Here is an 11,454-nt window from a genome sequence, read left to right as displayed (position 1 = left end):
CGGAGAGATGAAGATCACCGCAGCAGTGCTCGAGGTCTCGGGCGCCCCGTCGCCGTTCGCGCAGACGCACCCGTTCACGGTGGGCGAGCTCGAGCTCGAGCCGCCCGGAGACGGCGAGCTGCTCGTGCGGATCGAAGCCGCGGGCGTCTGCCACTCCGACCTCAGCGTCGTCGACGGCAACCGCGTGCGTCCGGTCCCGATGCTGCTGGGCCACGAGGCCGCGGGCATCGTCGAGCAGGTCGGCGCCGGCGCCGGCGGCGTCGCCGTCGGCGATCGCGTGGTCATGACGTTCCTTCCCCGCTGCGGCGAGTGCGACGGATGCCTCACCGACGGGCGGCTGCCGTGCACGCCGGGTTCGGCGGCCAATGCCGCCGGGACGCTGCTCGGCGGCGGCATCCGTCTCCATCGCGATCGCGGGGGCGAGCAGCAGGAGGTGCACCACCACCTCGGCGTCTCGGCCTTCGCCACCCACGCCGTGGTGAGTCGCGCGTCGGTCGTGCGCGTCGACACCGACGTGCCGCCCGAGATCGCCGCACTCCTCGGCTGCGCGGTGCTCACGGGCGGCGGAGCGGTCGTCAACGCCGGCCGCCCCGCGACGGGAGGCCGTGTCGTCGTGGTGGGTCTCGGCGGCGTGGGCATGGCGGCCCTCCTCGTCGCGGTCGCGCTCGGACACGAGGTGATCGGGGTCGACACGATGCCCTCGAAGCTCGCCGCCGCCCTGGCGTGCGGGGCGAGCGAGGCGCTGACTCCCGCCGAAGCCGTTGACCGCGGCATCCGTGCCCCCGTCGTCGTGGAGGCGGCCGGCGCCGCGCGCGCGTTCGAGACCGCGCTCGCCCTCACTGCGCCGGGTGGCACCACCGTCACGGTGGGACTGCCGGCGCCCGACGCGCGCGCGAGCGTGTCTCCGCTGCTGCTGACCGCCGAAGCACGGACCGTCGTCGGCAGCTACCTCGGCTCCGCCGTGCCGAGCCGCGACATTCCGCGCTACGTCGAGCTGTGGCGCGCGGGGCGCCTGCCGCTCGAGAGGCTCGTCTCGTCCCGCATCGGTCTCGACGACCTCGACGCCGCGATGGACCGGCTCGCCGCGGGCGGCGAGCTGCGCCAGCTGATCACGTTCTGAGCGAACGGGACAGGGGCCACGGGCGCGTCGGAGGGGCGCCGTAGGCTCTGGGCGTGGCCACCCTCGACGATCTGCGCGGCACCGCGGCCGCGCTTCCGGGCAGCGAAGAGCGCACGACGACGGGCGGCGCTGCCTGGTTCGTGCGCGGCAAGCTCTACGCCTGGGAGTGCCACCCCTGGCCGAGCATCCCCGATGACATGCGGGCCATCATCGCGTCCGAGCTCGTCGTCGGTGTCAAGGTCGCCGATCCGATCGACGCCCTGGCCCTGGTCGAGATGGAGCCCGACGTGTTCCTGCGCACGACCACGCCGTGGGGCGAGCCGAAGGTCGCGTTCCGCATGGCCGGCATCGACGAGGAGCACCTCGCCGAGCTGGTCACCGAGGCGTGGCGCGTGCAGGCGCCGAAGTACCTGCGCCGGGCGCTCGACGACCACGCGGGCTAGGGCAGCGGGTCGTCGCCGCGCCCCCACGCGATGGCGATCAGCCGCCGCAGGACGTCGAGATCGACGTCGTCGAGCTTCTTGACATACACACAGCCCGCACCCTCGGTGTACTCTCCGAGCTCCGGCAGCAGCTCGGCGCCGGCGGGGAGGTCCTTCAGCCCGTAGAGCGAGAGCTGCGCCTTGCGCGGTGAGAACGCGGCCTTGGGCCACTGGCCCTGCCGCTTGGTGTCTGACGGAGACACGTAGCGATAGCTTCCATAGCCGACCATCGACGGACCCCACATGACGGGCTCGGCTCCGGTCACCTCGCCGAAGATCTCCGCCAGGGCCATCCCATCGTCGCGCCGTCGCCGCGGCGTCGCCGACTCGAGGAAAGCCGACACATCCGCGTCCGTCGCCTGGGTCTTGATCTCGCTCACGTCGTCATTATGGCGCGCGGTCACCCCGCCCGGCAGACCGGTCAACGGCCGACGGGCGATCCGCTCAGCTGCTCCCGCACCTCGAACCGCGCATCGGAGCCGGAGTACTCGGTGATCCGGCCTGTGACCACCCGGTACATCGCGAATTCGGCGACGTTGACGTGACGGCGGGTGGGCTCGACGCCGAGGTACGCGCCGACCTGGGTGCCGGCGCCGCGCACGTGGGCGGCGAGGCGGTCGTCCTCGGCGACGAGCTGGATGCGCCGCCACCGCCAGTCCGGGAAAGCGGCGAACAGATCCGCCAGGTCGGAGATCCAGGCGTCGGCACCCGCCGGAAGGTGGGCGCGGCGCACCGAGGGATGCAGGAACGACCGGATGGCATCGAGGTCGTGGCGGTTGCATGCGTCGAGGAAGTCGGCGTACCACTCGCGCATCTCCCACAGCTCCACCTCCTCATTATCCGGGGCGGCCCGCACGGCGGGATGGCGTATGTCGGAGGTGTCGGCTCGCGGTCGCCTGCCGGCGCGCGCAGGAGCTGCGAGCCTTCCCGTACGACCCCGAGAGCTGAGCGTCGGCAGCCGGCCGGTCAGCCGGCCGGCGTGGCCTCCCCCGCCAGGTGCCCGCCCACGGCCGAGATCGCCGGGGCGAAGAAGTAGCCGCCGCCGGTCGGCGTCACCCACTCGCGGTCGAGGACGAACCTGTGGGCCTTCCCCGACGGTGTGCGCACCTCGAACGAGCGGTCGCGGCGGCCGTAGACGTCGGCCTGGCCGATGACCGGGTCATGCCCGCCGGCGTTGGGCTGGAGGGCGGAGTTCGCCCACCGCCGGGTGACGAATTCGAACTGGTCCTCGATCGACGCCATGTGCGCGACGAACATGAGGCCGCGCTCGGCAGCGACCAGTTCCGGTGACGGATCGGTGACACCCGCGAGCACGGGCCCGTACGGGATGCCGCGACGCAGCATCAGCCGCATCATCGTGTCGGCGGGGGCGCCGAAGTCGGTGCCGCTGTCGCGCGGGTTCACCTTGCGGATGTGCCCCGCCATCGGGCACACGTCGCCGAAGACGTCGGCCCGTGCCTTCGGGTGCCCGTCGCCGCCGTAGCCGCCCTCGATGAGGCCGGCGTCCGGCGTCCACGCCTTCGTGCCGTCGTCGAACTGGAAGTGGTTGTGCGCGAACTCGTCGCCGGCGAGGTCGAGGTCGTCACGATCCGGTGTTCGGGAGAGGGGAGCGCCGCTCGGCCAGCGGCCGACCATCAGCGAGGCGAAATGCACCGGATCCGTGCCGTACTCCGCGCTCGCGGCGGCCGCGAAGTCCCAGAACGCGGGCACGTCCTGCGCGAGGCGCCGGCAGACCAGGTACGAGCCGAGGCGTGCCCAGTCGGGGAACACCCCTTCGTCGGCCGCGGGCACGAGCGGATCGGCGGGGTTCTGCCGCGGCATCCCGAGCACGAACTGTCCCGGCCAGACGAGCGGCTGACCCGCCTTCCCGAAGAGGCGTGCGTGCGGGTCGCGCGGGTCGAGGTAACGCGGTGCGAGCAGTTCGCCATCGGCCGTCGCGCCCCGCACGCCGGGCTGCGAGACGCCGTCCTTGAAGCCGAAGTGCTCGTGCCCGCCGAGGTTGCCAGGCAGGTTCTCGCCGGCCTGAGCGAAGAGCGCCGACACCCCGTTCCGCGCACCCGCTTCGAGGATCGCGGATGCCTCGGCCTCGGCATCCGCGGCGGAATCGGCGGCGACCGTCACCAGGAAGTCGGCCTCCGATTCATCGCCGCCGACGCGCCAGCGGGCGCGGTGTCCGGACCTCGCGGGGTCGGCCGGATCACCGAGGTAGGTCGAACGCGCGGCGAGCCCCTGCCGGAAGGCGGCATCGCTCATCGCGTCCAGCGCCTCGTCGCCCAGAAGCTTCGCGACGGCCGGGCCCGAGAGCGCGAAGGCGACCCAGGTGGCGGGTGTCGTGGGCTCGGTGGCGCCCGTCCGCAGTCGCTCCCGCCGGAACTCGCGACGGAAGTCGAGCACCTCCTGCATGCTGCTGAGGCGCGGCGCGAGCCACTCGAGCCAGGCGCGGGCGCGGTCGACCTCGTCGATCCGCAGGAACAGGAACCGCTGGTGATCCTTGTTGAACCCGGGGATGACGTTGCCCTGGATGTCGGCGGTCGTCGCCGGATCGAACCGCGGCTCCCCCTCCGGGACCGCGTCCGCCGCGAGCGACCGGGCGACGGGCGCCGGCTCGGGCGTAGGCAGCTCGATTCCCGAAAGGCGCGGGACGCCGGCCGGCATCAGCCGTGCCAGCGCGTGCGCTCCCTCGCCGCTCATGCCGCTCCCCCGCTCACGACGTGCGCCGACATGGTGATGTGCTCGGCGATCTGGCCGCCGAAGTCGATCGGTCGCCCGCCGATGCGGATGTCGCCCACCCGGAACCCCTCATCTGCCGGCACCTCGTACGCCACCCGCAACGCCGCGCCTCGTGCGCCGCGCTCGATCGTCCAGTAGTCGCCGACAGGCGTGCCGTCGGGCTTGGTCCAGCCCGAGTCGTCCCAGCCGATCATGTAGAGGCCGGGCGGATCCGCCGTGGCGACCGACAGCCCCTGCCGCGACATCGCCCAGACGTCGAAGTTGATGCGGGCGTCGGCACCGGTCGCCCTCGAATACGGCAGCGCGTCGTAGCCGTCGATGGCGTGCTGCGACGGCTCGCTCTCCTGGGAGACTCCGAGCAGATCGCCCATCGAGTTGATGGGCATGACGTAGTGCACGATGCCGTCGGTCGTATTCCACCGGTTCCGGGGGTCGTATGCGCCGCCGTCGGGAAAGAGGTCTTGCTCAGCGACGGCCGGCGAGACGAATCGCCGGTAGAGCGCGAGCACGGCCTCCGGGTGCAGCTCGGCGAGCAGCATCCAGTACTCCGGCGTCTCGGTGGTGAAGGTGACGCGCGCGATCCTGCCGTCGACCTTCTCGACGTGCCATTCGAGGTACTCGATCTGCACCTCGCGCGACTCCGCCGCCGCGTACGCGGCGCGGCGGTCGTCGCGGTGTTCCATGAGCAACGGCCTCGAGAGTCCCGTCCAGGTGATCGCCCGCGCGCGATCGCGTCGCCCGGGACGCAGCGTCGGGTTCACGTACGCGCCGCGCCCGCTCACCTCGGTCGACGCGGCGATCAGCCCGCTGACGAGGTCGTGCCACTGATCGGGAAAATCCGATGCCGGCCCCGCATCGTCGAGGTGTGCGGGCGCCGAGAACCGGACCAGTTCCATGCTCGAGAAGCTAGCGCAGCGGATCCGGAATTCGCAGAACCACGCCCTTTCCGAAGTTATGCGCCACCGACGCTCCGGAAACGGACGCGAGCTCCGAATTCCGGATCGGCGCGAACAGTCCGGGTGGGAGGGGACGATGAGACTGAGTACTATTGATCGTGGGATTCAGTTCCACGAGAATCGGATACCGCACCACCCGCACCCACCGCCAGGAGTCCGATCGTGACCGACTTCCAGCCCCGCCCCGGCCAGCGCGTCGAGGGCTACGATGTCACCCGCCGCCGGGGCACCGACTACTACGCCGTGTTCGGCGACATCCCCGCCGCCGACCGCGAGGTGTGGGAGCGGGCGCAGGCGTACGTCGACGAGGTGGGTACGCGCATGCAGGACGCGTGGGACACCGGCGAGTACCCGCTCGACATCGCGATGCGCGGCGGCGCGCTCGACCTCTTCAACGACGGCATCGTCCACCCCGCGCTGACGCGCTTCTCGCCTCTGGCGGCGGGACTGGTGAACATGGAGATCTCGCGCGGCGACGGCTCGCTCGGCACCGTGCTCGCGGTCCAGGGCGGCCTCGCCCTCCGCACGCTCGCGCTGTTCGGCAGCGACGAGCAGCAGGCCCGCTGGCTGGTGCCGATCGCACGCGGCGAGGTCGCCGCATCCTTCGCCCTCACCGAACCCGACCACGGATCGGACTCGGTGTCCCTCGAGACCGTCGCCCGCCGGGACTCGTCCACCGGCGAATGGGTGATCGACGGCGCGAAGAAGTGGATCGGCAACGGCGCCTCGGGCGGCATCACGTTCGTGTGGGCGCGTGTCGAGGCGGACGACGACGAGTTCCACGGCGCGGTGCGCTGCTTCCTCGTCGAGCAGGACGCCCCGGGTTACACCGGCACGGTGATCACCGGCAAGGCGTCGCTGCGCGGCATCCATCAGGCGCACATCGCGCTCGACGGCGTGCGCGTGGCGTCCGATGCCGTGCTGCCCGGCACCAAGAGCTTCAAGGATGCCTCGACCGTGCTGTACTCGACCCGCTCGGGTGTCGCCTGGTCGGCGCTCGGTCATGCGACCGCCTGCTACGAGGCGGCGCTGTCGTACTCGCAGCAGCGCATCCAGTTCGGCAAGCCTCTGGCGAAGTTCCAGATGGTGCAGGAGCGGCTCGCGAACATGCTCGAGGAGCTCACCGCGATGCAGCTGTACTGCCGCTGGATGGCCGATCTCGAGGAGCGCGGCGAGCTGCGCCCGACGCAGGCCTCGCTCGCGAAGTACCACAACACCCGCGCCGCACGCCGGATCGCGTCGACCGCCCGCGACATGCTCGGCGGCAACGGCATCCTGCTCGAGAACGGCGTCATGCAGCACCTGGCCGACATCGAGGCGATCCACACGTACGAGGGCACCGAGAGCGTGCAGGCGCTGCTCATCGGCCGCGACATCACGGGTATGAGCGCATTCGCCTAGCTCTTGGCGGCGTTCCGGCGCAACCCGCCCGGGTTCGCCGGCGGCGTTGAATACGCTCGGCACATGGGACTGTTCCGTAACGACCCGCAGCGCGTGGTCCTCGATTCGCACGACGTCGAGCCGAAGGCCACCCGTGCGCCGTGGAGCCTGTGGGCCGACGGATTCGGCAAGCTCGGCATCCGGGCCATCCAGATCATCGTCGTGGTGGCGGTGGTCGCGGGGATCGTCTTCACGATCCAGTCGCTGACGCTCGTGACCATCCCCCTCGTGATCGCGCTCATCCTCGCCTGCGCTTTCCACCCGGTGATGAGCTGGATGCGGCGCCGCGGCGTCCCCTCGATCCTCGCGACCCTGATCACGATGATCGCGATCGTGGTGCTCCTGGGCCTTCTCGGCTGGCTCATCGCGTGGGCGGTGCAGAACCAGTGGGAGGACCTGTATGCCCAGGCCGAAGACGGATTCCAGAGCCTCCTCGCCTGGGTGCAGACGCTGCCGTTCGACTTCCTGCAGCCGGATCAGATCGACGAGTGGGTCGCCACGCTCACCGACTTCGTCACGAGCGCGCAGTTCGGCTCCGGCGCGCTCGCCGGCGTGAGCGCCGTGGCCAACTTCGTCACCGGGCTCGTGCTGATGGTGACGATCCTGTTCTTCTTCCTCAAGGACGGGCCCCAGATGTGGGAGTTCCTGCTGCGGCCGTTCCACGGCGCGGACTACCTGCGCGCTCGGCGCATCGGCGACAAGACCACCACCGTGCTGGGATCCTACGTGCGCGGCACCGCTACCGTCGCGGCGGTCGATGCGATCGGCATCCTGATCGGTCTGCTCATCCTCCAGGTGCCGCTGGCGATCCCCCTCTCGGTGCTGGTGTTCCTGCTTGCGTTCATCCCGATCGTCGGCGCCACGCTCGCCGGCATCCTCGCCGCCCTCGTCGCGCTCGTCGCCAACGGCTGGTTCAACGCCCTCCTCGTCGTCGGGGTGGTCGTGCTGGTCAACCAGCTCGAGGGCAACTTCCTGCAGCCGGTGCTGATGGGCCGGTCGATGAAGCTGCACGCCTTCGTGATCCTGGTCGCCCTGACCGTCGGCACCGTGCTCGGCGGCATCGTCGGCGCGGTGCTCGCGGTGCCCATCGCCGCAGCCGCGTGGGGCATCGTCCAGGTGTGGGACGGGCCGGATCTTCCGGCACGGTGGGCAAGGCCGAAGCATCCGGTCGCCGAGTGACGCCGGACGCGTGAGGCGAGGGCGAGACGAGCCCGCCTCTGGCACCCCGGGGGCGCACTGAGGCACCCCGGCGGCGCGCTGAGGCACGACGGCGCACTAAGGCACCCAGGCGGCGCACTAGGGCACCCGCGGCCGCCAAGACAAGGCGATCGCCCGATGAGCGGCGCCCCCCTTAGCGAGGAAAGTCGTACCTGTCAGCACAACCGGAACCGCCTCCAGGGTTCCGTCGCAGACGGGAGAGACCCATGAACGACATGACCTACACCGGCTACATCCTCGACCAGCACCGCGCCGCCGACCTCGCTCACGAGAACGAGCTGATGCGCATCCACCGCGAGCGCGGCCAGTCGCCGGCACGGCCCGACGGCCAGCCGCTCGCCGCCTGGTTCCGCGGGGTGCTGCACCACGGCTCGAACAGCGGCGCATCGGTCGCGCCGAGCCACTGACGCTTTCCGGACGGGGAGCGCACACCCCGAGGTCTGCCCACGGATGTGCGCCGGAAGGGGGCGGAGTCGCAGGGGCTCCGCCCGCTTCCGCACCCTCTGCGAGGGCCCCCCGCGGCGGGCATCCGACAGGAGACGCACATGAACGACATCCGATGCCCGGAAGGTGCCACGATATGACCATGCCCGCTCCCTCCTCGAGCCCGCGCATGGTCGGCCGGCACACCGAGCTCGCCGCCCTCCTCGAGGCGTACGACGACGGTGTGCGCGCAGTGCCGCGCACCGTGATCGTGCGCGGCGAGGCGGGGGTCGGCAAGACCCGGCTGGTGCAGGAGTTCCTCGCCCTCGTCACGGCCGATCCGCTCGGGTCACGGTCCGATCCCGACGACGAGCCGGTCGTCGCGTTCGGCCAGTGCGTCGACCTCGGCCCCATCGGCGCCGCGTTCGGCCCGGTCCGCCGGGTGCTGCGCGACCTGCACGCCGCCGTCGGCACCGACGCGCTGCGCGAGGCCGCGGGCTCCGCCGCGGCGATCGCGAGCCTCGCCGCCCTCGTGCCGGGCATCGCCGACGAGACGCCCGAAGCCGAAGAGGCGACCGGGGAGTTCGCCGAGGCGATCGAGGTGCTCCTCGAGCGCCTCTCGCAGCGCCGGCACGTGATCGTCGTGCTCGAAGACCTGCAGTGGGCGGATGCCGCGACCATGGCTCTGCTGAAGACCCTCGCCAGCACGCTCCGGGGCCGCCGGCTCACCATCGTCGCCACGTACCGCTCCGACGACATCGACCGCTTCCACCCCCTGCGGCCCGTCCTCGCCGAGCTCGACCGCACGCGCTCCGTCGTGCGTGTCGAGGTGACGCCACTGAACCCGGACGAGGTCGCCGAGCAGGTCGCGCAGCTGGCCGGCGGCCTCGACCCGCGTGTCGTCGAGGCGCTCGCGGAGCGCAGCGGCGGCATCCCGTTCCTCGTCGAGGAGCTCGTGGATCTCGGCGACCGCGCCCTTCCCGACACGCTGCGCGAGCTCGTGCTCGCGCGCTACGCGCGCCTCGGCGAGGACGCGCAGCAGGCCCTGCGCACGATGGCCGCGGGCGGAGTGCACGTCGACGACGATGTGCTCGCCGCCGTGACCGCACTCGACGAGCACGCGCTCGACCACGCCGTGCGCGAGGCCATCGACACGCGCGTGATCGTCGCCGACGGTGCCGGCTACGCCTTCCGGCACGCGCTCACCCGCGAGGCGGTCGAGGGCGAGATGCTGCCGAGTGAGCGCGTGCGCGTCCACCGTCGGTACGCCGAGCACCTTCGCGATCACCGCGGCGAGTCGCCCGACGACGCGTCCGCCGTCGCCGAGCACTGGCTCGCCGCGCGCGACCTGCCGGCCGCCTTCGACGCGACGGTGGTCGCCCTGCAGGAGACGCGGTCCCGGTTCTCCCCCGCGACCGCCGCGAAGCTCGCCGAGCGTCTCGCCGAGCTCTGGGATCAGGTCCCGGATGCCGAGAACCGCTCCGGCACGACGCTGCCGGCCCTGCACCTCGACGCGGCGCAGGCGTGGCACGATCTCGGCGACCCGGAGCGCGCGCTGCGATCGGCGAACGAGGGGCTCGCCGTCTGCCCCGACGATCCGATCACACGCGCCGCGCTGCTGCGGCGGCGGTATGTCGAGACGTTCAACCTCGAGCACCGGGGCCGGCGCGACGACATCGACGAGGCCGTCTCGCTGCTGGAGGGCAGCGACGACCGCCGCGCGAGGATCCTGCTCTCGCGGGTGCTGACGAACATGGCGATCGACGAGCACGGCACCGATGCGGCGCATTACGCCGCCCGCGCGATCGCGCTGGCGGAGGAGTCCGGCGACGACGACGCCCTCGCGGTCGCGCTGACCGTCGAGGCGTGGCGCATCGCCGGCGACGAGGACGACGAGCCCGGCGCGCTGGCGCCCCTCGAACGCGCCGTGACGCTGCGCCTGGACCCGTCGATGCGCGCGTACGCCGGTCAGGCGCTCACCGACATGCTGCTGCGGGTAGGCCGGTTCGACGAGGCCTCCGTCGTCGGCGCGCAGCACTTCGAAGAGGTCTCGCGCGCCGGCATCGAGCGCGGCTCGGGGGCGGCGCTGGCGCATTCGCTGTCGTTCGCGCTGTTCGCGACGGGCCGGCCCGACGCCGGCCTGAGGTATGCGCAGCGCGCCCGCAGGCTCTTGAGCCCCGTCGACAGCGCCTCGGTGGTGCGCCGGCTCGCGTCGCATCTCTCGTGGGATGACCGCGCGGCGGAGCGCGACGACCTCTTCGCCACCGAGCGCGGCAGGATCGAGGAGTCGCAGCGCCGCTACCCCGACAAGGACGACTGGTGGGCGATCGAGCGCGCGGAGGCCGCGCTCGCGCTGCACGGCGGGGAGATCGGCCCTGTGGCCACCGACGTCCTCGCGGCCGCCGAGGGCGAGGCGCGCACGCCCGCGGTGCGGCGGTACGCGCTGCTGACGGCAGCCCTGCTGACCCTCGCTCCCGGCCGGACCCCCGACCCGGACGCACGCGCGCGGATCGGGGCGGCGGTCGAGACGCTGCCCGGCGTCGGGCTCGCACGGTCGGTCGCAGGGTTCGTGCGGGCGTCGCTGGCCGACGCCGACGGCGTCCCCGCCGCCCAGCGCGTCGAGGCGTGGCGAGGAGTCGTCGACGATCTCTCGGGCGGCGGCATGCCGATCTGGCACGTGCAGACGGCGCGCTGCCGCCTCGCGTGGGCGCTCATCGACGCCGGTGAGCGCACCGAGGCCGCGACCCTGCTGAGCGACGTCGCGGCCGAGTCTCCGGCGCTCGGGGTCGCCCGCGTCGCACGCTGGGCGACCGAGCTCGCGACCCAGGCGCGGCTCGCGCCCGGTTCCGCGACCGCCGACTCCTCGCACGGCGCCGTCGCGACGCTGACGCCGCGCGAGCTGCAGGTGCTCGAGCTGATCGCCGAAGGCCTGACCAACCCGCAGATCGGCCAGCGCCTGTTCATCAGTCCCAAGACCGCGTCCGTGCACGTCTCGGCGATCCTCGCGAAGATCGGCGCCGCCAACCGCGCCGAGGCGGCCGCGCTGTACGCCGCCTCGGCCTCGACGCCCACGTCCGCCTGACCA

General features: G+C 72.2%; 10 protein-coding genes. 6 read left to right on the top strand and 4 right to left on the bottom strand.

Annotation, left to right across the window (positions count from 1 at the left end; all coding sequences use genetic code 11):
- The first annotated feature begins 7 nt into the window (after positions 1–7).
- Together RS82_RS14635 and RS82_RS14630 are read left to right on the top strand one after the other, a co-directional pair.
- Positions 8–1,120 carry an alcohol dehydrogenase catalytic domain-containing protein gene (locus RS82_RS14635; RefSeq protein WP_045300736.1) on the top strand — a complete coding sequence of 371 codons (1,113 nt, stop codon included), beginning with the start codon at positions 8–10 and terminating at the stop codon, positions 1,118–1,120.
- Positions 1,121–1,173: 53 nt separating this feature from the next.
- Positions 1,174–1,563, top strand: coding sequence for an MmcQ/YjbR family DNA-binding protein (locus RS82_RS14630; protein ID WP_045300734.1), 390 nt, complete (start codon positions 1,174–1,176; stop codon positions 1,561–1,563).
- Here RS82_RS14630 and RS82_RS14625 read toward each other — a convergent pair.
- The 4 genes from RS82_RS14625 to RS82_RS14610 all read right to left on the bottom strand — a co-directional run bounded on the left by RS82_RS14625 (position 1,560) and on the right by RS82_RS14610 (position 5,228).
- Positions 1,560–1,982: a DUF1801 domain-containing protein gene (locus RS82_RS14625; RefSeq protein ID WP_045301114.1), complete on the bottom strand. Its 423-nt coding sequence runs from the start codon at positions 1,980–1,982 to the stop codon at positions 1,560–1,562. The two genes, RS82_RS14630 and RS82_RS14625, sit on opposite strands and share 4 nt — an antisense overlap.
- Positions 1,983–2,023: 41 nt before the next feature.
- Complete coding sequence (locus RS82_RS14620) at positions 2,024–2,431, bottom strand: ester cyclase (protein WP_045300732.1); 408 nt, start codon at positions 2,429–2,431, stop codon at positions 2,024–2,026.
- A 137-nt stretch (positions 2,432–2,568) separates the two neighbouring features.
- Positions 2,569–4,293, bottom strand: coding sequence for a Dyp-type peroxidase (locus RS82_RS14615; RefSeq protein ID WP_045300730.1), 1,725 nt, complete (start codon positions 4,291–4,293; stop codon positions 2,569–2,571).
- On the bottom strand, positions 4,290–5,228 hold the full coding sequence (locus tag RS82_RS14610; RefSeq protein WP_052676861.1) for a hypothetical protein: 939 nt from the start codon (positions 5,226–5,228) through the stop codon (positions 4,290–4,292). The genes RS82_RS14615 and RS82_RS14610 overlap by 4 nt, the downstream gene beginning before the upstream one ends.
- Positions 5,229–5,450: 222 nt before the next feature.
- Between RS82_RS14610 and RS82_RS14605 the strand changes: the two genes are divergently transcribed.
- The 4 genes from RS82_RS14605 to RS82_RS21960 all read left to right on the top strand — a co-directional run bounded on the left by RS82_RS14605 (position 5,451) and on the right by RS82_RS21960 (position 11,451).
- Complete coding sequence (locus tag RS82_RS14605; RefSeq protein ID WP_045300728.1) at positions 5,451–6,689, top strand: acyl-CoA dehydrogenase family protein; 1,239 nt, start codon at positions 5,451–5,453, stop codon at positions 6,687–6,689.
- 63 nt (positions 6,690–6,752) lie between these two features.
- A complete protein-coding gene (locus RS82_RS14600) occupies positions 6,753–7,907 on the top strand; it encodes an AI-2E family transporter (RefSeq protein WP_045300727.1) in 1,155 nt (384 codons plus the stop codon).
- A 245-nt stretch (positions 7,908–8,152) separates the two neighbouring features.
- The gene (locus RS82_RS14595) at positions 8,153–8,353 is read left to right on the top strand and encodes a hypothetical protein (protein WP_045300725.1); all 201 of its coding nucleotides are present in this window, start codon (positions 8,153–8,155) and stop codon (positions 8,351–8,353) included.
- Positions 8,354–8,532: 179 nt separating this feature from the next.
- Positions 8,533–11,451 (top strand): helix-turn-helix transcriptional regulator, encoded by a 2,919-nt coding sequence (locus RS82_RS21960; protein WP_045300723.1) that lies wholly within the window; start codon positions 8,533–8,535, stop codon positions 11,449–11,451.
- Positions 11,452–11,454 lie beyond the last annotated feature (3 nt).

Source organism: Microbacterium trichothecenolyticum (genome assembly GCF_000956465.1).
GTDB lineage: Bacteria > Actinomycetota > Actinomycetes > Actinomycetales > Microbacteriaceae > Microbacterium > Microbacterium trichothecenolyticum.
This window is presented reverse-complemented; position numbering and strand designations above follow the sequence as displayed.

Bases quoted from the DNA above. Each gene is read 5' to 3' on its own strand.
- RS82_RS14635 (WP_045300736.1), top strand. From the start codon at position 8: ATGAAGATCACCGCAGCAGTGCTCGAGGTCTCGGGCGCCCCGTCGCCG.
- RS82_RS14615 (WP_045300730.1), bottom strand. From the start codon at position 4,293: ATGAGCGGCGAGGGAGCGCACGCGCTGGCACGGCTGATGCCGGCCGGC.
- RS82_RS14610 (WP_052676861.1), bottom strand. From the start codon at position 5,228: ATGGAACTGGTCCGGTTCTCGGCGCCCGCACACCTCGACGATGCGGGG.
- RS82_RS14600 (WP_045300727.1), top strand. From the start codon at position 6,753: ATGGGACTGTTCCGTAACGACCCGCAGCGCGTGGTCCTCGATTCGCAC.
- RS82_RS14595 (WP_045300725.1), top strand. From the start codon at position 8,153: ATGAACGACATGACCTACACCGGCTACATCCTCGACCAGCACCGCGCC.
- RS82_RS21960 (WP_045300723.1), top strand. From the start codon at position 8,533: ATGCCCGCTCCCTCCTCGAGCCCGCGCATGGTCGGCCGGCACACCGAG.